This window comes from Streptomyces sp. CB09001, from assembly GCF_003369795.1.
Classification (GTDB): domain Bacteria; phylum Actinomycetota; class Actinomycetes; order Streptomycetales; family Streptomycetaceae; genus Streptomyces.
In genome coordinates, this window is the sequence record NZ_CP026730.1 from 7165678 (window position 1) to 7186839 (window position 21162).

The 21162-nt window shown below is 72.1% G+C and carries 18 protein-coding genes; 5 read left to right on the top strand and 13 right to left on the bottom strand.

Features of this window, described 5'->3' with window-relative positions; genetic code table 11:
• Position 1: 1 nt before the first annotated feature.
• The 4 genes from cdtC to C4J65_RS32930 all read right to left on the bottom strand — a co-directional run bounded on the left by cdtC (position 2) and on the right by C4J65_RS32930 (position 4645).
• Positions 2 to 2086 carry a siderophore ABC transporter permease CdtC gene (gene cdtC / locus C4J65_RS32915; protein WP_115745712.1) on the bottom strand — a complete coding sequence of 695 codons (2085 nt, stop codon included), beginning with the start codon at positions 2084 to 2086 and terminating at the stop codon, positions 2 to 4.
• Positions 2087 to 2093: 7 nt separating this feature from the next.
• The gene (gene cdtB / locus C4J65_RS32920) at positions 2094 to 3077 is read right to left on the bottom strand and encodes a siderophore ABC transporter substrate-binding protein CdtB (RefSeq protein ID WP_115745713.1); all 984 of its coding nucleotides are present in this window, start codon (positions 3075 to 3077) and stop codon (positions 2094 to 2096) included.
• On the bottom strand, positions 3074 to 3955 hold the full coding sequence (gene cdtA, locus C4J65_RS32925) for a siderophore ABC transporter ATP-binding protein CdtA (RefSeq protein WP_115745714.1): 882 nt from the start codon (positions 3953 to 3955) through the stop codon (positions 3074 to 3076). The genes cdtB and cdtA overlap by 4 nt, the downstream gene beginning before the upstream one ends.
• A 102-nt stretch (positions 3956 to 4057) precedes the next feature.
• A complete protein-coding gene (locus C4J65_RS32930) occupies positions 4058 to 4645 on the bottom strand; it encodes an MSMEG_1061 family FMN-dependent PPOX-type flavoprotein (RefSeq protein WP_115745715.1) in 588 nt (195 codons plus the stop codon).
• A 204-nt stretch (positions 4646 to 4849) separates the two neighbouring features.
• Between C4J65_RS32930 and C4J65_RS32935 the strand changes: the two genes are divergently transcribed.
• Positions 4850 to 5026, top strand: a complete 177-nt coding sequence (locus C4J65_RS32935; protein WP_205351105.1) for a hypothetical protein — start codon at positions 4850 to 4852, stop codon at positions 5024 to 5026.
• Between the two features lie 67 nt (positions 5027 to 5093).
• Here the strand turns inward: C4J65_RS32935 and C4J65_RS32940 are convergent, their stop codons facing one another.
• The 7 genes from C4J65_RS32940 to C4J65_RS32970 form a co-directional block, all read right to left on the bottom strand.
• Positions 5094 to 5885, bottom strand: coding sequence for an SAM-dependent methyltransferase (locus C4J65_RS32940; RefSeq protein ID WP_115745717.1), 792 nt, complete (start codon positions 5883 to 5885; stop codon positions 5094 to 5096).
• Positions 5886 to 5988: 103 nt separating this feature from the next.
• Complete coding sequence (locus C4J65_RS32945; RefSeq protein ID WP_115745718.1) at positions 5989 to 6642, bottom strand: sugar O-acetyltransferase; 654 nt, start codon at positions 6640 to 6642, stop codon at positions 5989 to 5991.
• A 91-nt stretch (positions 6643 to 6733) separates the two neighbouring features.
• Positions 6734 to 8773: a glycoside hydrolase gene (locus C4J65_RS32950; RefSeq protein WP_115745719.1), complete on the bottom strand. Its 2040-nt coding sequence runs from the start codon at positions 8771 to 8773 to the stop codon at positions 6734 to 6736.
• Positions 8774 to 8896: 123 nt separating this feature from the next.
• A complete protein-coding gene (locus tag C4J65_RS32955; RefSeq protein WP_115745720.1) occupies positions 8897 to 10942 on the bottom strand; it encodes a beta-galactosidase in 2046 nt (681 codons plus the stop codon).
• A gap of 26 nt (positions 10943 to 10968) precedes the next feature.
• The gene (locus C4J65_RS32960) at positions 10969 to 12324 is read right to left on the bottom strand and encodes a sugar ABC transporter substrate-binding protein (RefSeq protein ID WP_115745721.1); all 1356 of its coding nucleotides are present in this window, start codon (positions 12322 to 12324) and stop codon (positions 10969 to 10971) included.
• A gap of 92 nt (positions 12325 to 12416) precedes the next feature.
• Entirely contained in the window at positions 12417 to 13367 is a 951-nt protein-coding gene (locus C4J65_RS32965) for a carbohydrate ABC transporter permease (protein ID WP_115745722.1), read from the bottom strand.
• Positions 13368 to 13374: 7 nt separating this feature from the next.
• A complete protein-coding gene (locus C4J65_RS32970) occupies positions 13375 to 14301 on the bottom strand; it encodes a sugar ABC transporter permease (RefSeq protein WP_115745723.1) in 927 nt (308 codons plus the stop codon).
• A gap of 192 nt (positions 14302 to 14493) precedes the next feature.
• Between C4J65_RS32970 and C4J65_RS32975 the strand changes: the two genes are divergently transcribed.
• The 3 genes from C4J65_RS32975 to C4J65_RS32985 all read left to right on the top strand — a co-directional run bounded on the left by C4J65_RS32975 (position 14494) and on the right by C4J65_RS32985 (position 18504).
• The gene (locus tag C4J65_RS32975; RefSeq protein WP_115745724.1) at positions 14494 to 15552 is read left to right on the top strand and encodes a LacI family DNA-binding transcriptional regulator; all 1059 of its coding nucleotides are present in this window, start codon (positions 14494 to 14496) and stop codon (positions 15550 to 15552) included.
• Between the two features lie 109 nt (positions 15553 to 15661).
• Positions 15662 to 17464, top strand: coding sequence for a thiamine pyrophosphate-requiring protein (locus tag C4J65_RS32980; protein WP_115745725.1), 1803 nt, complete (start codon positions 15662 to 15664; stop codon positions 17462 to 17464).
• Positions 17461 to 18504 carry an SDR family oxidoreductase gene (locus C4J65_RS32985; protein ID WP_115745726.1) on the top strand — a complete coding sequence of 348 codons (1044 nt, stop codon included), beginning with the start codon at positions 17461 to 17463 and terminating at the stop codon, positions 18502 to 18504. The genes C4J65_RS32980 and C4J65_RS32985 overlap by 4 nt, the downstream gene beginning before the upstream one ends.
• Positions 18505 to 18507: 3 nt before the next feature.
• Here C4J65_RS32985 and C4J65_RS32990 read toward each other — a convergent pair whose 3' ends face one another.
• A complete protein-coding gene (locus C4J65_RS32990; RefSeq protein ID WP_115745727.1) occupies positions 18508 to 19314 on the bottom strand; it encodes a ribonuclease BN in 807 nt (268 codons plus the stop codon).
• A 152-nt stretch (positions 19315 to 19466) separates the two neighbouring features.
• Here C4J65_RS32990 and C4J65_RS32995 point away from each other — a divergent pair, with 152 nt between their 5' ends.
• Positions 19467 to 20624 carry an enolase C-terminal domain-like protein gene (locus C4J65_RS32995; RefSeq protein ID WP_115745728.1) on the top strand — a complete coding sequence of 386 codons (1158 nt, stop codon included), beginning with the start codon at positions 19467 to 19469 and terminating at the stop codon, positions 20622 to 20624.
• Positions 20625 to 20688: 64 nt separating this feature from the next.
• On the opposite strand, the gene C4J65_RS33000 is transcribed toward C4J65_RS32995, so the two are convergent.
• Positions 20689 to 21093 carry a hypothetical protein gene (locus C4J65_RS33000; protein ID WP_115745729.1) on the bottom strand — a complete coding sequence of 135 codons (405 nt, stop codon included), beginning with the start codon at positions 21091 to 21093 and terminating at the stop codon, positions 20689 to 20691.
• Positions 21094 to 21162 lie beyond the last annotated feature (69 nt).

Genomic DNA, 21162 nt, shown 5'->3' on the forward strand with positions numbered 1-21162 from the left:
CCTAGCGACGGCTCCGGACCAGCAGGTACAGGAAGTACGGTGTCCCGATCACCGCCGTCATGAGCCCGGCGCCGAGCTGGGCCGGGGCGATGACCGTGCGGCCGAGGAGGTCGGCGGCGCAGACGAGCGTGGCACCGAGGAGGATCGCGACCGGCACGACCCGCACGTGCCGACGGCCGACCAGAGCGCGGGCGGCGTGCGGCGCCACCAGCCCCACGAACCCGATGGTGCCGGCGCAGGCCACCGCGGTCGCGCTGAGGACGACGCTCAGCACCAGGAAGCCCAGGCGCCCCGGCGCCAGCCGCAGACCGAGCAGCCGCGGCGTGTCCTCGTCCAGGGAGATCAGGTCCAGTTCGGTGCGCCGGGCGACCGCGACACCGATGCCGACCAGCAGCGCCAGCGCGACCGGCACGACGTCGGGCATGGTCCGCCCGTAGGTCGAACCCGACAGCCAGGTCAGCGCCTTGTTGGCGTTGAAGGGGTCGGTGAGCACGATCAGCAGGCTGATCAGCGCCGCCGTCCCGGAGGCCACGCCGATGCCGACGAGGACCAGCCGGTTCTGCCGGAAACCGCCCCGGGCGGCGAGCCCGAAGACGAGGACGGCGGTCACCGCGGACCCCGCGAACGCGGCTCCCGCCACGCCCCACGTCCCGGCGGCCGGCACGGTGGTCACCAGGATCACCGCGCCCAGCGCGCCGCCGCCGGTCACGCCGAGGACGTTCGGTTCGGCGAGCGGGTTGCGGGTGACGGCCTGCACGAGCGTGCCGGCCAGGGCGAGCGCCGCGCCCGCGCCCAGCGCGGCGAGCACGCGCGGGACCCGCGTGTCCAGGACGAAGGAGACGGTCCGACCGGCCCGGCCCTGGGCCCAGTTGACGACGTCACCGAGCAGCAGCTTGCTGTCGCCCACCAGCACTGCGGCGATCACGAGTCCGACCAGGACCACGACCAGGACGGCGACCGTGGCCAGGAACACCGCCCGGCCCGGGATCCGCAGCCGGTCCGGCGCCCCGGCCCCGGCGGTGTCCCGCACCCGCAGCGCCATGGCGACCAGGAACACGGCGCCGACCAGGCTGGTGACCACACCCGTGGGCACGGACACCGCCCGGTCGCCCCCGACCAGGGCCCGCAGCAGCACGTCCGAACCCAGCACCAGGGCCGCGCCGGTGAGCGCCGCGGCGGGCATCGCCGTACGGGAGCGGGCGAAGCCGCGGAAGCGGCGGGCGAGCGGGCGCACCAGGGCCGGCGCGCACAGGCCGACGAAGCCGATCGGGCCGGCGAGCGTCACCGCGGCGGCGGACAGCAGCGCCGCGAGCACGACGACCGTGACCCGGGTGGCCCGCACCGGCACGCCGAGACCGCGCGCCGCGTCCTCGCCGAGGGCCAGCGCGTCCACCCGGCGGGCCGTCAGCATCAGGCCCACGAGCCCGATCAGGGCGATCGGCAGCATCTGCAGGACGCCGTCGAAGCCGTTCTGGGCGATGCTGCCCTGGTTCCACTCGTACAGGCCCTTCGTCTGCTCCGGGAAGAGCAGCAGCAGTGCCTGCGTCATGGAGTGCAGACCCAGCATCAGCGCGGTGCCGGCCAGCACCAGCCGGACGGTGCCCGTGCCGAGTCCGGACAGTCCGAGCACGACGGCCGCCGCCGCCAGGCCGCCCACGAAGGCGATGCCGGACGAGGCGAGCATCGGCAGTGAGAGGCCGGTGGCGCCGGCCAGCCCGAGCGCCAGATAGGACCCCGCGTTCACCGCGAGCGTGTCGGGCGAGGCCAGCACGTTGCGGCTGACCGCCTGGAGCACGGAGCCGGCCATGCCGAGGACGGCGCCGACCAGGAGCCCCGCGGTCATCCGGGGCAGCCGGGAGGCGACGACGACGGACGCGTCGTCGGCGTCGGCCCGCCCGGTCAGGGCCTTGAAGACCTCCGACGGGCCGACGGAGGCGGTGCCCTGGGTGATGTCGACGACGGCGAGGACGGCGACCAGCAGGACGATTCCGGCCGTCACCGCGGCCGCGCCCGACCGGGACGACGGGACCGTCGACGGACGGGCCGCGGTGGGCTCGGTGGCGGGTTCGGTCGCGGTGACGGCCATGGCCCCGCTACTTCGTCAGCGCGCCGACGACGGCGTCGATGTACGCCTCCATCGACCCGGGACCGCCGAACATCCAGATGCCGTCGTCGAGGCGGTGTACGTCCCCCGCCTTCACGAACGGCAGGGACTTCCACACCGAGTTCTTGGCCAGCTCACCCGTGAAGGGGGTGGCGCTCGGGTCGTCGTCGTTGCCGATGTAGGCGAACTGGGTGTCCTCGGGCAGCTTGGTCAGGCCCTCGACGTCGGTGGCGCCGAGACCGTAGGCCTCGTCGCCCTTCACCGTCCAGGCGTTCTTCAGACCGACGGCCTCGTTGACCTCACCGATGAGCGAGGTCGCGGTGTAGGGGCGGATCGAGACCTGGTTGGAGGCGACGTAGCCGTCCGCGAAGGCGATGTCCTTGCCGGCCATCCCGGCGTCGGCCAGGGCCTTCCTGCCCTCGGCGACCTTGGCCTCGAAGCCGTCCCGCAGCGACTTCGCCCTGTCCGTGGTGCCGGTGGCCCTGGCGATGAGGTCGACGTTCTCCAGCATCCGGTCGATCTGGCCGGTGCCGTCGGCGGACGTCACCTCGATCACCGGAGCGACCTCGCGCAACTGCTTCACCGCGGCGGGGCTGAGGTCCGTGGTGGCGACGATGAGGTCCGGGGCGAGGGAGGCGACGGTGTCCATGCTCGGCTCGCCACGGGTGCCGATGTCCTTGGGCTCGTTCTCGAGCGGAACGGCGCTGTCCCAGGTCTTGTAGCCCTTGACGTCCGCGACGCCGACCGGGTCCACCCCGAGTGAGACGAGGCTCTCGACGACGTTCCACTCGGTGGCGACGACCTTGGTGGCCGGTCCGTCGAGCTTCACCTCGGTGCCCTTGCCGTCCTTGAGCGTGATCGCCTCGGAGGCCTTCTTCTCCGTCTTGTCGGCGGCGGGTTCGGTGGTGCCGCAGGCGGCCAGGGTGAGCGCCGCGGCGGTGGTGGCGGCCGCGGTGAGCAGGAGGCGTCTCATGAGGTGGTGCCGAGCCTTTCGGGGGTTCGTGTGCGGGGGGTGCGTATGTGGTGGCGGCCGATCGGGCGGGTGCGCAGCCGGCCGGTCAGGGGGTCGGTGTCGACGTCGATCCGGATGCCGTAGACGGCGGTGAGCCGCTCCGGCGTCAGCACGTCCTCGGGCGGGCCGTCGGCGACGATCCGGCCCGCTTCGAGCAGCGTGATCCGGTCGGCGACGGCCGCCGCCTGGTCGAGGTCGTGCAGGACGACACCGACGGCGATGCCGTGGTCGTCCGCCAGGTCGCGGACGAGGTCGAGGAGTTCGACCTGGTAGCGCAGGTCCAGGTAGGTCGTGGGTTCGTCCAGGAGCAGTACGCCGGTCTCCTGGGCGAGACAGCTCGCGAGCCACACCCGCTGCAACTGCCCGCCGGAGAGGTGGTCCGCGCCGCGGTCGGCGAGGCCGTCGACGCCGGTGAGCGCGAGCGCCCGCTCGACGGCGGCCGGGCCGTCCGGATCGGGCCGTCCCCAGCGGCCCCGGTACGGGTAGCGGCCGAACTCGACGAGGTCGCGCACGGTCAGCCCGCCGGGCGTCGGACGTCCCTGCGTCAGCAGGGCGACGTACCGCGAGAACTCACGGGACGTCAGCGCCAGCCCGTCGGTGGTGCCGTCCAGGCTGAGCGTGGCACTGCGGGCCCGCTGCAGCCGGGCGACGGTCCGCAGCAGCGTCGACTTCCCGCTGCCGTTCGGGCCCACCAGGACGGTCACTTCGCCGGGCCTGAGCCTGACCCCGGCGTCGTGCACGACATCCACACCGTCGTACGCGACGGTCACGCCCGTGGCCGACAGCTCATGTCCGCGCAGGCGCGGGGTACCGGCTGCTGCGTCTTCACCTGATCTCACGCGGTGAAGGTTAGCCTAACCTAAATAGTGCTGGTAGAGGCGGGGGTCACACGGGCGCCGCGGGCGCTGTGCCGTCCCTCGGCCTGGGGCCGCGCGATGGGCTCAACTCGCTTGCGAAGGCCCGGATTTCCACAGTCCTGCCCGGTTCAGGGACATCGGGCAGTGGAGGTAGATCTCGTCGATCTCCAGGAGCAGGGCGAGGTCCGGACGCCGTCCGTCGCGCACCATCGCGTCGAAGAAGGGCGCGTCGGTGAGGATGCGGGCCCGGCCGTTGACCCGGAGCACCTCCTTGCCGCCGGGGATCAGATAGAGCAGGCCGGCGTGCGGATTGTCGAGGATGTTGTGGAAGCTGTCCCCGCGCCGGTTGCCCGCCCGGTCCGGCAGGGCGAGGGTGCGCGAGTCGAGGACGTGGGTGAAGCCGGGGGTGTCGCCGCGCGGCGACACGTCGCAGTTGCCGCCCGCGTCGGAGGTCGCCAGGAGGCAGAAGGGGGAGCGGGCCAGGATGTGCCGGTCCTCGTCCGTGAGCCGGTCGTGCACCTTGTCGATGACGAGGGGCCAGGGTTCGCCCAGCAGCTCGCGCAGCTGTGCGCGCGAGCCGAGTTCGACCCAGCCCTCGGCGGTGGCGGTGGCTGTGTCGGAGGCGGTGGCGGCGTCCGGCCGGTCTCCGGCCGTCTCGATCGTGTGTGGCAAGGCCGGCTCCCAGGTGTGCTCGCGAAACCGCCGGAAGGGTTGTCCCGATGGTTGTTGCACACGCAACATTATCTGATCTTAGGTTCGCCTTACCTGGGGCCCCGGCGGCCGCGCTCGGCGTTGTCCGCCGTGTCACGCACCCCGTCGGGGGCATACGCGAGATACGGCACCGCCCCGGTGCCGCCGATCCGAAGGGTGTACACCGTGCTCGCCATCGTCGCGGCGGTTCTGTTCCTCATCGCCTGGCTGATCAACGCGGCGGAGGTGTCGACCAACGACATCTTCACCTCCACCAACGTCATGCTCATCGGCCTCGCCCTGCTCGCCCTGCACGTCGCCGGGATCGGCAGCGGCCGGGCGGTACGCGGGCGTCGTCGCTGAACCCGCGCACCGGAGTCCGCGCACCGGAGTCCGCGCACCGGAGTCCGCGCCCCGGGTCCCGTGCCCGTCAGGGGATGCGCGCCACGCCCGCGTAGATACCGCTCTCCTCCGGCGCGGGCGGCTCCAGGCCCTCGCCGGACCACTCGGTGGCCGTGACCAGGCCCGGCGGCACCAGCTCCAGGCCGTCGAAGAAACGGGTGACCTCCGCCCGGGTGCGGAAGCCGAGCCGGATGCCGCCCTTGGCGTACTGGGCGATCACCTGCTCCGCCAGCTCCGGGAAGAGGTCGATCGCGGCGTGCGACAGAACCAGGTGGCTGCCCGACGGGAGGGTCTCCACCAGTCCCCGGACAATGCCGTGGGCGTCCTGGTCGTCCGGAACGAAGTGCATCAGCGCGATCAGCGACAGCGCGATCGGCCGGTCGAAGTCCAGGATCCCGCGCGCGTGCCGCACGATTTCCTCGGGCTCGCGGACGTCGGCCTGGATGTAGTCCGTGGCCCCCTCGGGGCTGCTCACCAGCAGCGCCTCCGCGTGCCGCAGCACGATCGGGTCGTTGTCGGCGTAGACGACCCTGGCCCCGGGCACCGTCCGCTGGACGATCTGGTGCAGGTTGGGCTCGGTCGGGATGCCCGTGCCGATGTCCAGGAACTGGTCGATGCCCCGGGCGGCGAGATGCGCCACCGCGCGGTTCATGAACGCGCGGTTCTGCCGCGCCGCGTCCCGTGCCTCGGGCGGCAGCGTCTCGCCCACCGCCTCGTCGACCGGGTAGTTGTCCTTGCCGCCCAGCAGCCAGTCGTAGACCCGCGCCGGGTGGGCCCGGCCGGTGTCGATCTGGGGAGGCTGGGTGTGGTCCGTGGTCATGGCAGGCTCCGTGGTCCGGGAGGGTGACGCTCCGCCGCAGTTCTGGATCATCGTACTGCGGTGTGGCCGTGCCATGTGCCGGGCGGGCGGCGGAAGTTGCCGGTCACCCCGGTCCCCCGTCCCGACCCGGGCCCAGGGTGCGGGGCGGACGGTAGGTCCACTCGCGGTCGGCGTCCGTGATCTCGCGCAGTACCCGGGCCGGGGTCCCGGCGACGACCGTCATCGGCGGCACGTGTGCCGTCACCACGCTGCCCGCACCGACCACCGAGCCCCGGCCGACGGTCACCCCCGGCATGATCAGCGCGCCGGCCCCGATCCACACGTCGTCCTCGATGCGCACCGGAGCCGAGAACTGGGTGCCGTCCCTGCGCAGATCCGGGTGGACGGGGTGACCGGTGGTGCTGACGGTCACGTGCGGGGCGAACATCACCCGGTCGCCGACGAAGACCTCGACGTCGTCGACGAGGGTGAGGCCGAAGTTGGCGTACACGTCGTCGCCCAGGTGGATCCGGTTGCCGTAGGCCACGTGCAGCGGCGGCTCGATCCACACCCCCGTGCCGAGCGAGGCGAGCATCTCCTTGAGGAGTGCCCGGCGGCCCTCCTCGTCCCGCGCGCCGGTCCGGTTGTAGGCGTCGGCCAGTTCCTTGCCGCGCAGCCGCTCCTCGGCGAGGCCCTCCAGGCCCGGGGCGCCGTCCGCGTACAGCTCACGGGCCGCCATCCTGCGGCGGACCTCGCGCTCACGGGGGTCGGTGGTCATGCGGTCCTCTCGTGTCCGAACGGGGTGGGCCGACGGTCCGTCCGCACCTCGGCGAGCGTGCGGACGGGACCGCCGGCAACCTGGGAAGGGATCAGCCGGCGGACCCGTCCGTCAGCGTCCAGCGCTGGTTGGCACCGGAGTTGGGCGGCCAGGTCGTGACGGCCGCACCGTCGTGGGTGGCCTGGCCGCCCACTTCGAGCAGGCGCCCGGTGGCGGCGTTGACCAGGGTCCAGGTGCCGTCGCCGGTGCTCGAGGCGAGCCACTCGGCGGCCCGGTCCGGCCTGCCCGTGTCGGGCTCGGCCACCGGGACGTCGTCGCGCACGGCGAGGCGGGTGCCGTCCTCGGGCCGGGTGAAGACGTAGCGGTCGCGGACGCCGCCGTCGTGGCGCACCGCGCTCAGCCGCCACTGCCGGGCGCTCGCGTCGGCCCCGGTCCCGAGGACCAGGTTCGTGCCGTCCGCGGCCACGGTGACGGCCTTGCCGCTCTGCACGCCGGTCAGCGTGTAGGTGTGCCCCTTGCGCAGCGCGGCGGCGTCCTTCGCGACCCCCGAGACGCCCTCGATCGCGAAGGAGGTGACGGACTGGGCGGGCACGGTGAAGGTGGCCGTGCGGTCGCTCACTCTGATCGGGGACTGCTTCTCCAGCTTGCCGTCGGCGCTGGTCACGACCGGGGTCACGGTGGCGCGGCGGCTCACGTCGCGGAACTTGGACAGATCGAGGGTGACCGTGCGGGCCTCGGTGGTGCGGTTGACGTGGACGAGCGAGGCGCCCTTGCCGTCGCGGGTGACCGCGGCGGCGCTGGAGGTGTCGTCCGTCTGGATCAGCCGGTCGCCGGGCTTGATGAAATGGGTGAAGTTGCGGGCGGCGTCGAACTTGGTGTTGGTCCGGATCGGGCAGGTCTCCAGGGTGTCCTGGGCCGTGCAGTCGAACGGGAGCTGGATGCTGCCCCAGTTGCCGCCCTTCGCGGACTCGCCGCCCGGCTTCATGTTGTCGTAGTCCTCGACGGGCTGCCAGAACACCCAGGCGCGGGGCTCCAGTTCCCGCAGGTCGTCGACGATCTGCTGGGCGAGGCCGAGGCCGGGCCGCATGTCCTCGAAGTCCTGGCCGTCGCCCCAGTCGCCGCCCACCTCGCTCATCCACAGCGGTTTGTCCGCGGCCTTGGCGAGGTCCCGCACGGTGGTGCGCTGCCCGGTGCCGTAGGTGTGGACGTTCATCTGCCCGACGAGCGCCCGGTCGGCCGCGGAGTAGGCGTTCCAGTTCTTGGCGAAGGTGCCCGGGTTGGTCTCGTCCATGGCCGAGACGTCAGCCTTGACCTTCGCCTTCCTCAGTGCCGGGGCGAGGGCTCGGAGCACCTCGCGCTGCAGCTCGGGACCCATGTGGGCCCCTTCCTGCCGGCCGCCGACGGGCTCGCCGTCCGCGCCGAGCTGTGTACCCCAGTACGGGGTGTTGGGCTCGTTGAACGGGTCGACGGTGTCGACCTCGATGCCCTCGGCCTTCTCCAGCCGTCTGGTCGCCCCCGCGACGTAGGCGGCGAAGTCGTCGACCGACTCGGGCTTCAGCTGGTCGGCGGAGGAGTCGAAGCCGCCGGAGACGTATCCGCTGACGGTCATGAACCAGGGCGGGGAGTTGCTGAACGTCTCCCAGTGGTCGATGTCGTCCTTGATGCGCTCGACCCACCAGCGCTGGGTGGCGTCGGCGTCCTCGTTCCAGTCGGCCGGGTCGTCGGCGCTCCACCAGTCGATGTCCTCGCGCGTGGTGCCCGCGGGCGCCTGCCACCAGCCCTCTACCGCCCCGCCGGCCCGCAGGTAGTCCTTGACGTCCGGCGCGTTGCCGCCGCCGATGTTGTAGCGGGCGATGTTGAGTCCGAGGCCGTTCTCGCCGAACAGGAGGCGGGCCAGCCTCTCGCGGATCTCGGGCGGGTAGTCGCCCGTGGCGTTGGCGAACCAGACCAGGCTGGTGCCCCAGCCCTCGAACGCCTCCTGCTGGTACGAGGGGTCCGGCCGCACGGTGACGGAGGCGGGGGCGGCGGCCGGATCGGCCTGTGCGGGGACGCCGAGCAGGGCGGCCCCGGTGGTCAGAGCGGTCAGGACCGCGGCGCCGAGGAGGCGTCTGCTGCGGGTACGGCGTGCCATCGTGTGCTCCCAACGGAAAGGTGTGGTCGCTGCGGTGGCCCCCGCCACCGGGTTCGGGGCAGCGGGGGATGGCCCCGGGGCGGGCCGTGCCCGCTCCGGGGAGCATGGGGTGGTGCGGGGGGCCTAGGAGGTGGGCGTGCGCAGGACGGCGACCCCTCGGCCCGCCAGGACGACGGCGCCCTCGTCACCGGTGTCGCCCACCAGGACCTCTCCGGCGAGCCCGGGGACGGTCACGGTCTCGTCGGTCCGGTTGACCAGGAACAGGAACCGTCCCCCGGCGCCCCGGCGCACGGTTGCCTCGACCCGTCCCCGCACCGAGGCGGGCAGCTCGCTCTTCACCCCGGCCGCCTCCAGCAGCCTCGGCAGCAGCGCGGCGAGCCCGTCGGCGCCGAGCCGGGTGGAGACGTAGGCGGCCGAACCGGCGCCCGCCGGACGCCGGGTGACGGCGGGGCGGCCCGCATGGGTGCCGGTGCGGTAGTGCGCCAGGACCTCGGTCTCCGGCGCGGTCACGGTGATCCGGTCGGTCCACAGATCCCCGCTGCCCGCGCCGTCCAGCTCCACACTCTGTCCGGCGGGCAGCGGGCCGAACTCCTCGACACGGATGCCGAGCAGGTCTCGCAGCGCGCCCGGGTAACCACCCAGCCAGACGTGGTCGTGCTCGTCCACGATGCCGGAGAAGTACGTGGTGACCAGGTGACCGCCCTGCTCGGCGTAGCGCGTGAGGTCCTTGGCCAGCTCGGCCGGGACCATGTGCAGCACCGGGGCGATCAGCACCCGGTGGCGGCTCAGGTCGGCGCCGGTGGTGACGACGTCGGCGCGGATGCCCAGGGAGAGCAGCGCCGAGTACCAGTCGAGCGCCTCCTGGTGGTAGTCGAGCAGCGAGGTGGGGTGCGAGTCCTGCTCGCTGGCCCACCTGGACTCCCAGTCGAAGACGATGCCGACCGCGGCCGGCTCCCGCTCGCTCCCGGCGACCGGCGCGAGCGCCTTCAGGGTGTCGCCGAGCGCGGTGACCGCACGGAACAGGTCGCTGTCCGCACCGGCGTGCGGGACCATCGCCGAGTGGTACTTCTCGGCTCCGGCCGCCGACTGGCGCCACTGGAAGAAGCACACCGCGTCGGCGCCGTGCGCCACGTGGGTCAGCGAGTCCCGGGCCATCTCGCCGGGCTGCTTGGCCAGGTTGACGGGCTGCCAGTTCACCGCGCTGGTGGAGTGCTCCATCAGGAACCACGGACGGCCGCCCGCGATGCCGCTGGTGAGGTTCGCCGAGAACGACAGCTCGTCGCGGGCCTGGGGGTGCGGGACGACGTAGTGGTCGTTGGCGACGAAGTCGACCTCGCCGGCCCAGTCCGCGTAGTTCATGCCCTTGGTGCCGGGCATCACCATGAAGTTGGTGGTGACCGGGACGTCCGGGGTCAGCTCCCGCAGCAGGTCCCGCTCCGCGCGCAGGTGGTCCTTGAGCGCGTCCGAGGAGAAGCGCTTGAAGTCCAGCTGCTGGGTCGGGTTCGGATGCGAGGCCGCCAGCCGGGGCGGCAGGATCTCCGCCCAGTCGCCGTAGCGCTGCGACCAGAACGCCGTGCCCCAGGCGTGGTTGAGGGCGTCCGTCGTGCCGTACCGCGCGCGCAGCCAGTCCCGGAAGGCACGGGCCGCGTCGTCGGAGTAGTCGTAGACGTTGTGGCAGCCCAGCTCGTTGTTGACGTGCCAGGCGACGAGCGCCGGGTGGTCGGCGTAGCGGGTGGCCAGCTTCCGGACCAGGCGCAGGGCGTGCTCCCGGAAGACGGGCGAGGTCGGGCGCCAGTGCTGGCGCGCTCCCGGCCACAGCGTCTCGCCCCGGTCGGTGACCGGGAGGATCTCGGGATGCGCGGTGGTCAGCCACGGCGGAGGGGAGGCGGTGGCGGTCGCCAGGTCGACGCCGACGCCGTGCCGGTGCAGCAGGTCCATCACCTCGTCGAGCCAGGCGAAGTCCCAGGTGCCCGGCCCCGGCTGGATGCGGGCCCAGGAGAAGATGCCGAGCGACACGATGTTGACCCCGGCCTCCCGCATCAGCCGTACGTCCTCCTCCCACACCTCCCGGGGCCACTGCTCGGGGTTGTAGTCGGCGCCGTAGGCGAGACGCGGGGCGGGCGCACCGTCCGCCCCGCGGTGCAGGCGGGAGTGGAGGGTGGAGATCATGGCGGTCCTTCCGGTGGGGGCGTGCGCTACTTCTCGACGGTGAAGCCCTGCTCCTCGCCGTACTTGACCGAGGCCTCCTGCCAGGACTCGAGGCCCTCGGCCAGCGTGGTGCCGGAGACGTAGGCCTTGCCGACGGTGTCGTTGAAGACCGAGTTCGCGTAGACCTGGTAGGGCAGGTACGACCAGTCGTCGGGGACCTCGGCGGCCGACTCGGCGAAGATCTTGTTGGCCTTCTGGCCGCCGAAGTACGGGAACGCGGTGTCCTGGAACTTGGTGGACTGCAGATCCGCGGTGGTCGCCGGGAAGGCGCCGTTCTTCAGCCGGGTCTGCACGCCGTCACCCGCGTTCGCGTACTCGACGAAGGCGTACGCCAGTGCCTCGTTCTTGCCGAGTTCCGGGAGCGCGAGCGCGCTGCCGCCGTTCTCGGCGCTGACCTTGTCGCCCGCCTTCCACTGGGGCATCGGGGCGACGCGCCAGTCGCCGGAGGCCGCCTTCGCGCCGGACTCCAGGTTGGCGGGCATCCAGGCGCCGGTCGCCAGCGTCGCGATGCTGCCGTCGCCGAGGCCCTTGTACCACTCGTCGGTCCAGGCGGGCACGGAGGCGAGCAGCTTCTCGTCGATCAGCTGCTGCCAGGTGCCGGTGAACGTCTTGGCGCCCTGGTCGGAGAAGTCGATCTTCACCTTGGTGCCGTCGACCGTGTAGGGGCGCGAACCGGCCTGCCAGAGCATGCTGGTGGCGAACCCGGCGTCGCCGTTGTCGGCGGTGATGTACGCCTTCGGGTCGGCCTTGTGCAGGTCGCGGGCGGCGTCCAGGTACTCGGCCCAGGTGGTGGGGACCTTGATGTCGTACTTGTCGAAGACCTTCTTGTTGTAGAACAGGGCCATCGGACCGGAGTCCATCGGCAGCGCGTAGACGCCGTCCGAACCGGCCTTCACCCCGTTCCACGGGCCGGGGGAGAACTGGGCGGAGAGCTTGTCGGCGCCGAAGGACTTGAGGTCGGTGAGCTGCTTGGTCAGGGCGTACTGGCCCATCGCGTAGTACTCGATCTGGGCGACGTCCGGGACGCCCTTCTTCGCCGAGATGGCGTTCTGCAACGCCGTGTACTGGTCCTTGTTGGTGCCGGCGTTGACCAGGTCGACCTTGACGCCGGGGTGTTTCTTCTCGAAGTCGGTGGCCACCTGCTTGAGGGTGGGCTCCCACGCCCAGACCGTGATGGTGCCGCCCTCCTTGAGGGCCGCCTGTATGTCCGCCTCGGAGACGGCCTTCTGGCTCGATCCCCCGTCGTCGGAGTCGCCGCAGGCACTCGCTCCCAGGGCGAGGGCGCAGACGAGGACCGTGCCGCGCAGGAGGCGGCGCGAGTGCTTGGTCAGGTGTGTGGGCATGGGCGTGCTTCCACTTCTTCGTGGCCGGAACCGGCACCGTTGAGGGTTGGCGAGGTTGTGGTCGGGGGAGGCGGGCGAGGGACGGGGGAGGGCTACTCCTTGACGCTTCCGGCGGCGAGACCGGACTGCCAGTACTTCTGGAGCAGCAGGAACGCGGCGATCAGCGGCAGGATGGTGATCAGCGAGCCGGTGACGACGAGGTTGAAGACGGCCTCGCCGCCCGCGGTCGCGGCCTGCTGGTTCCAGCTGTTGAGCCCCAGGGTCAGCGGGTACCAGTCGGGGTCCTTGAGCATGACCAGCGGCAGGAAGTAGTTGTTCCAGGTGGCGACCATGGTGAACAGCAGGACGGTGACGATGCCGGGCGCCAGCAGCGGCAGGGCGACCCGGAAGAAGGTGCGCACCTCGCCCGCCCCGTCGATGCGGGCGGCCTCCATCAGCTCGGTCGGGATGGCCTCGGTCGCGAACACCCACATCAGATAGAGGCCGAAGGGCGAGATCAGGGACGGGATGATCACCGCCCAGGGGGTGTTGGTGAGGCCCATCTTGCTGAACATCAGGAAGGTCGGCACCGCCAGCGCCGTCCCCGGCACGGCCACCGCGCCGATGACGACGGCGAAGACGGCGCGTCGGCCGGGGAAGTCGAACTTGGCGAGCGCGTAACCGCCGAGCACGGCGAGGAAGGTGGCACCGCCCGCGCCGAGCCCCACGTACAGCAGGGTGTTGAGCAGCCAGCGGGTGAAGACGCCGTCGTGGTACGTGAACGTCTCGGTGATGTTGTCCCACAGCGCGAAGTCGCCGTCGAACCAGAGCCCGGCGGAACGGGACAGCCCCTCCTGCGTCTTGGTGGCGCTGATGGCCAGCCAGACCAGCGGAACCAGGCTGTACAGCAGGACGAGCGAGGTGAGCACGGTCAGCAGCACGCTGCGCCGGGGCTGGTCGGCGGAGTGCCGGCGCCGGGGGGTACGCAGCCGCGGGGCGGAGCGGGAGGTGCCGGACGGCGTGGGCGCGGAACGGTCCGAGGCGGTGGCGACGGGACTGGTCATCGCTGCTTCACACTCCCTTGCGCATGCCGCGCAGCTGCACGGCGTAGGCGATGACCATGGTGATCAGCCCCATGACGATGGCGACCGTCGCGGAGTAGTTGTGCTGCTGCCCGTTGAAGGACAGCGCGTACGTGTAGTAGTTCGGCGTGTAGTCGGTGGTGATCGCGTTGCGCGCCAGGGGCTGCAGGATGCTGGGCTCGTTGAAGAGCTGGAAACTGCCGATGATCGAGAAGATCGTGGCGATCACCAGGGCCCCGCGGATGGCCGGGAGCTTGATGGCGGTGATCACGCGGATCTGCCCGGCGCCGTCGATCTGCGCCGCCTCGTACAGCGAGTGCGGCACGACGCGCAGCGCCGAGTAGAAGATCAGCATGTTGTAGCCGACGAACTCCCAGGTCACGATGTTGCCGATGGAGGCGAGCACCAGGTCCGGGGAGAGCGGGTCGGGCAGCGAGACGCCCAGCGCGCCGTTGATGTCACCGACCAGGCCGAAGCGGGTGCCGTACATGAAGCCCCACATCAGGGTGGCCACCACGGCGGGCACGGCGTACGGCAGGAAGATGGAGATGCGGAAGAAGCTCCGGCCGTAGAGGCGGCCGCTGTCCAGCGCGAGGGCCACGAGCAGCGCGATGCCGAGCATGATCGGCACCTGTACGGCGAGGAAGAGCGAGACCCGGCCGAGCGAGGCCCAGAACCGGTCGTCCTTGAGCGCCTCGCCGTAGTTGTCGAGGCCGACGAAGGTGGTCCCGCCGATCAGCTGGTCGCGGAAGAGGCTGAGGTAGACCGAGTACGCGAGGGGCGCGAGGAACACCAGGGCGAAGACGGCCACGAAGGGGCCGAGGAAGCCCCACCCCGTCCAGGAACGGCGGTCCCGCCTCACCGGGGGCGGAGCCGGCCGCGGCTCGGCGGCGGCCGGCGGTTGCAGCGTCGTCATGTCGTTCCTCGCTCGTCCACGTCCTGGAGCTTCGCCTGATGTTTACGTAAACATGGCGCACCGCGAAAGAGCGACGACCTGTTATGTTTACGTAAACATCTGATGGCGGCATGTCTACACTGCCCCGATGACGACGGTCAAGGGTCCTTCCGCACCGGGACCCGACAGCGACAGAGAGGCGGCTGACGGCGAGTGAGCACGGCTGAGGAAGTCCCGACGAGCGCACCCGTGCCACCCCGGCGCGGCCGGGACCGCACGGCCTCCATGGCGGACGTGGCCCGGCTGGCCGGAGTCTCCTCGCAGACCGTCTCCCGCGTCTCCAACGGCTACGCGGGCGTGACCGAGGAGACCCGGCAACAGGTGCTGGCGGCCATGAAGGAGCTGGGCTACCGGCCCAACAGCGCGGCCCGGGCCCTCAAGCGGGGCGAGTTCCGCACCATCGGCGTCATCACCTTCACGCTGGCCACCACGGGCAACGTGCGCACCCTGGAGGCCATCGCGACCTCCGCGGCGAGCGAGGGGTACGCGGTGACGCTGCTCCCGGTCGCCGTCCCCACCCAGGACGAGGTGCGCGGCGCGTTCTCGCGGCTGGAGGAACTGGCCGTCGACGCGGTCATCGTCATCATGGAGGTCCACCTCCTGGACGCGGCCTCCCTCAAACTGCCGCCGCACGTCCAGGTCGTCGTGGTCGACTCCGACGCCGGCGACACCTACACGGTCGTCGACACCGACCAGGCCGGCGGCAGCCGCGCCGCCGTGCGCCACCTGCTGGACCTCGGGCACGACACGGTGTGGCACCTGGGCGGCCCCGAAGGCTCCTTCGCCGCCCAGCGCCGCACCGACGCCTGGCGGCGCACCCTCACCGAGGCCGGCCGCACCCCGCCGCCGCTCGTGAGGGGCGACTGGTCGGCGGAGTCCGGCTACCGGGCCGGCCTGGAACTCGCCGCCCGCGAGGACTGCACCGCCGTCTTCGCGGCCAACGACCAGATGGCCCTCGGCCTGCTGCGCGCCCTGCACGAACGCGGCCGGCGCGTGCCCGAGGACGTCAGCGTCATCGGCTTCGACGACATCGCCGAGGCCGGTTCCTTCCTGCCCCCGCTGACCACCGTCCACCAGGACTTCGCCGAGGTCGGGCGGCTGTGCGTGCGGGCCGTGCTGCGCACGATGCGCGAGGCGGGTCCGCAGCGGGGCACCACGCTGGTGCCCACCCGGCTGGTGACCCGCGCGAGCACGGCGCCGCCGCCCGCGTAGGGGGAGGGGACCCGCGAACGGCCGCGAGGGGACGCGGGGCCGGTTTAGGAGCGGCCGCGACGGTAACCCCACACACCGACCGTCGTCCCCGCACGCCTGGGAGAGCCCCATGACCCAAGTCGCCGACTATGTGCTCCAGCGCCTGTCCGAGTGGGGCGTCCAGCGGGTGTACGGCTATCCGGGCGACGGCATCAACGGTCTGCTCGGCGCTTTCGACCGGGCCGACGGCGACCCCGAGTTCATCCAGGCCAGGCACGAGGAGATGGCCGCGTTCATGGCCTGCGGCCACGCCAAGTTCACCGGCGAGGTGGGCTGTTGCGTCGCCACCTCGGGGCCGGGCGCCGTCCACCTGCTCAACGGCCTGTACGACGCCAAGCTCGACCACCAGCCCGTGGTGGCGGTGGTGGGCCAGCAGAAGCGGCTGTCGCTGGGCACCCACTACCAGCAGGAGATCGCCCTCGACCAGCTGTTCGCGGACGTGTCCGAGTACTGCCAGATGGTCGTGCACCCGGGCCAGGCCCGGCACGTCATCGACCGGGCCTTCAAGACCGCGCTGACCACCCGGGGCGTCGCCACCGTCATCATCCCGGGCGACATCCAGGAGGAGGAGGCCCAGCCCTCCCCGCCCAGGGAGCACGGCTCCGTCTTCTCCAGCGTCGGCTGGAGCAGGCCGCGGGTGCTGCCCGACCTCGACGAGCTGCGCAAGGCCGCCGACGTGCTCAACGCGGGCAACAAGGTCGCGATGCTCGTCGGCCAGGGCGCGGCGAACGCGGAGGCCGAGGTGAAGGAGGTCGCCGAACTGCTCGGCGCCGGCGTCGCCAAGGCCCTGCTCGGCCGCCAGGTCCTGCCCGACGACCTGCCCTACGTCACCGGCCCCATCGGCCTGCTGGGCAGCAAGGCCAGCGACAACATGATCCAGGGCTGCGACACCCTGCTCATGGTCGGCAGCAGCTTCCCGTACTCGGAGTGGCTGCCCGAGGAGGGGCAGGCCCGGGGCGTCGAGATCGACATCGACGGCCGCATGATCGGCATCCGCTACCCCATGGACGCCCACCTCGTCGGCGACTCCCGGGAGACCCTGCGCGCCCTGATCCCGATGCTCCAGCGCAAGGCGGACCGGGGCTGGCGGGAGAAGATCGAGAAGGACGTCCGGGAGTGGCACGACCTGTGCGACCGCTGGGCGGGCGAGCACTTCGGCAAGACCATCAACCCCCAGGCCGTCGCCGCCGAACTCTCCCCGCGGCTGCCGGACGACGTCATCCTGACGGCCGACTCCGGTTCGGGCACCAACTGGTGGGCGCGCCACCTCCTGCTGCGCGACGGCATGCAGGCCTCGCTCTCCGGCACCCTGGCCACGATGGGCCCGGGGACGCCGTACGCCATCGCGGCGCGGTTCGCGTACCCCGAGCGTCCGGTGATCGCCTTCATCGGGGACGGTGCCTTCCAGATGAACGGCATGAACGAGATGATCACCGTCAAGCGCTATCTGGACCGCCTGTCCGGGTCGGCACCGCTCATCTTCTGCGTGTTCAACAACCAGGACCTCAACCAGGTCACCTGGGAGCAGCGCGCCATGGCCGGCGACCCCAAGTACCCGGGCTCCCAGGACATCCCCGACGTCCCCTACGCCGCCTACGCCGAGCTCCTCGGCCTCAAGGGCATCGTCTGCGCCGACCCCAAGAAGGTCGGCTCCGCCTGGGACGAGGCGCTCGCCGCCGACCGGCCGGTGGTCCTGGAGTTCAAGGTCGACGCGGAGATCGCGCCGATCCCGCCGCACATCATGAAGGACCAGGGCAAGAAGGCCATCAAGGCGGCGCTGCACGACCCGGAGCTGACCGGGATCGCCACCAAGGGCGTACGCCAGAAGCTCACCGAGTACGCCGGGCACCTCCCCGGCCGGGGCAGGAAGTGAGCGGCACCCGGCACCGGGGGACGAAGGGCACCGAGGTCGTCGTCGTCACCGGCGCGACCGGCGGCGTCGGCCGGGCCACCGCCCGGGCCTTCGGCGCCCGCGGGGCCGCGGTGGCCCTGCTCGCGCGGGGCGAGTACGCCCTTCGGCGGGCGGCCGAGGAGGTCGAGAAGGCAGGCGGGCGGGCGCTGCCGCTGGTCGTGGACGTCGCCGACGCGGCGGCCGTGGACGAGGCGGCCGGCCGGGTCGAGGAGGAACTCGGCCCGATCGACGTCTGGGTGAACGCCGCGTTCTCGACCGTCTTCGCGCCCGTGCCGGAGATCCGGCCCGAGGAGCTGAGGCGGGCCACCGAGGTCACCTACTTCGGCTTCGTCCACGGCACCCAGGCAGCCCTGCGGCGCATGACGCCGCGCGACCGAGGCACCATCGTCCAGGTCGGCTCGGCCCTGGCCGAACGCAGCGTCCCCCTCCAGGCCGTCTACTGCGGGGCCAAGCACGCCATCCAGGGGTTCACCGAGTCGCTGCGCTGCGAGCTGCTGCACGACCGCAGCGGGGTGCGGGTGACGATGGTGCAGATGCCCGGGCTCAACACGCCCCAGTTCAGCTGGGTCCTCACCCGGCTGCCCCGCCATCCCCGCCCGGTGGCCCCCGTCTACCAGCCCGAGGTGGCCGCCCGTGCCGTGCTGCACGCCGCGGACCATCCCGAGCGGCGCGTGTACTGGGTCGGGGGCTCCACCGTCGCCACCCTGCTGGGCCAGAAGTTCGCCCCGGGCCTTCTCGACCGCTACCTGGCCCGCACCGGCTACGACGGGCAGCAGACGGACGAGCCCGTCGACCCGTCGCGGCCCGTCAACCTCTGGAAGCCGCCGGACGACACCGCCCCCGACGACTACGGCGCACACGGGATCTTCGACGACGAGGCCCATCCGCGCAGCGTCCAGTTCTGGATATCCCGCAACCGCCGGCCGCTGGCCCTGGCCACGGCCGCGACCGGGGCGGTCGCCGCGGCCCTGGCCGGGGGCCTGCGCCGGCGCGCCTGCTGACCGTCAGTCCGGCGGTCTTCGGTCGATGTTCCGCGCCCACCAGTGGTGCTCGCAGAACCAGTGCCCGACCATCGCGCCGCCGAAGACGACGAACCCGACGCCGATCAGCCAGGACTCCACCACCAGCACGATGCCGACCGCGCCGTAGCTGAACGCGTTGTCGAGGATCAGCGGCGTGAAGAAGAGGTACGAGAAGCCGCGCAGGCCGATCAGCCCCACCATCGTGGCGAACGCCCCCGGCAGCAGGTCGCGCCAGCGGACCTGGCCGCCCAGCAGGAAGTGCTGGCCCCACCAGAAGAACAGCATGCCGCTGGCGGTCGACAGCGCGATCCGCGCCGTACCGTGCAGCGCGGTCCGCGTCTGCACCTCCTGGTAGAGGTAGGCGGTCAGCAGGACCACCCAGGTCATCTGGCGCCAGATGCGGTGCCACGGGCCCGAGGGCAGTTCCCAGATGCGCTCGTAACCGTTCTGGACGCTCGCCGCGAAGGACACGCCGAACACGCCGAGCAGGATTCCGCCCCACACGCTCGTGGTGCCGACGACCTTGGTCGGCGGGCTGATGATGTCGGTCAGCACCTTGGCCGACCGCCCGGACAGGCCCATGCCGTCGGCCAGCCACGAGGCGAAGCCCCCACGCCCCAGCGGGTCGGCCGCCGCCACCACGATCAGCAGCGGTGCCAGCGTGACCAGGGCGAGGGTGGCGAAGCCCATGGCCCTGTGCATCAGCTCCAGGTCCCGGCCGCGCCGGACCAGGGCGGACGCGGCCAGCCAGTCCCACACACGGTGGAACGGCCGCCACAACCGGTTCACGGGTGCTCCTCGGGCGTCCTTTCGATGGCTCGCGACGGGGAACTGAGTGACCCGGCCCGCACCCGGACAAACGTCGGTTGACCCGGACGGCCCGCGCATGGACCGGACGGAGTGGGGAACCGGCCCCGGTACGCGAAGGCGAGGAGTGCGCGATGGCGTCGCTGACCGGCCCGGACGCACGGGTACTGGACGAGTGCGTGGTCGACGCGGTCGACGTGCACGCCTTCGAGGTGCCCACCGACGGTCCCGGGGGCCGAGAGCAGGACGGCACCCTGGAGTGGGACGCCACGACCCTGGTCCTGGTGCGCGTGCACGCCGGCGGCCGCACCGGCCTCGGATACACCTACGGGGACGTGTCGGCGGCGTCCTTCGTGCGGTCCGTGCTCGCGCCCGTCGTCGAGGGCCGGCCGGTCTCCTCGCCGCCCGCGCTGTGGGAGCGGATGGGGGCGCGGATGCGCTACGCCGGCCGTCCGGGCGTGGGGGCGATGGCCCTGTCCGCCGTCGACGTGGCGCTGTGGGACCTCAAGGCACGGCTGCTGGGTCTGCCGCTGGTCCACCTCCTGCCGGCCCACCACGACCGGGTGCCCGTCTACGGCAGCGGCGGCTTCACCAACTACCCCCTGGACCGCCTCACCGACCAGCTCGCCGGATGGGTTCAGGAGGGCATCAGGCGCGTGAAGCTGAAGACCTCGCGGGACCCGGAGGCCGACCCGCGGCGCCTGAGGGCCGTACGCCGGGCGGTCGGCGACGGGCCCGAGCTGTTCACCGACGCCAACGGGGCGCTCGGCCGCAAGGAGGCCCTGTACTGGGCGCACCGGTTCCACGACGAGTGGGACGTGCGCTGGTTCGAGGAGCCGGTCGCCTCCGCCGACCTGGAAGGGCTGCGGATGCTGCGCGAGCGGGGCCCGGCGAGGCTGGAGATCACCGCGGGCGAGTACGCCTTCACCGCGCAGGACTTCGCCAACCTCACCGAGGGACCGGCCGTCGACTGCCTCCAGGCCGACGTCACCCGGTGCGGCGGCGTCACGGGTGTGCTGGAGGTCGCGGGGCTGTCCGCCGCCCGGCACCTCGACCTGTCCGCGCACTGCGCGCCCGCGGTGTCCGCCCACGCCTTCTGCGCCGTGCGCCGGCTGCGGCACCTGGAGTACTTCCACGACCACGTGCGCGTCGAGCGGCTGCTGTTCGACGGCGCCCCGTCGCCCGAGGGCGGGGCCCTGCGGCCCGACATTTCGCGGCCCGGCCTCGGCCTGGAAGTGAGGTGGGCCGACGCGGAGCCGTACCGGGTGCACGGGGTACGGCCGCCGCGCTGACCTCGGCGATCCCACGCCGGGGATCGTCGACGTCAGGGCCCGCCGACGTCAGGGCCCGCCGACGTCAGGGGTCGCTGCGCTGCTGGGCCTCCCGCATGCGCTCGTTGTGCCAGGCGACGGCCGCACGGATCTGGGGCTCCTGGAGGCCCGTCCGGCAGCCGAGCTGGTCCATGGAGAGGGCCGGCGGGCCGGTGGTCAGCGCCCGGGTCAGCTTGGCCGCCCACAGCTCCTCGTCCACGAAGGGCCGGTGCGCGTACCCGTCCTTGATCACGTCGAAGTGGTCGTCCGAGCACGCGGTGATGAGCCGCAGCCCGTCGAACCACTCGTTGGTGGCGTGCACCGCGGACGAGTCCGGTACGTAGCCCGTCACGGACTCGTCCTCGGGGAAGACCCTGGCGCACAGGTCGCACAGCTCCATGGGGACCGGCTTGGCGGCCCGGCGGTCCTTCCTGCCCTTGCGCTTCCACATGGCGACTCCCGGGGATCGGTGTCCGGAATGCCGGAGTTACCCGCGGGGCGGGATGCAAACGCCCCGCGG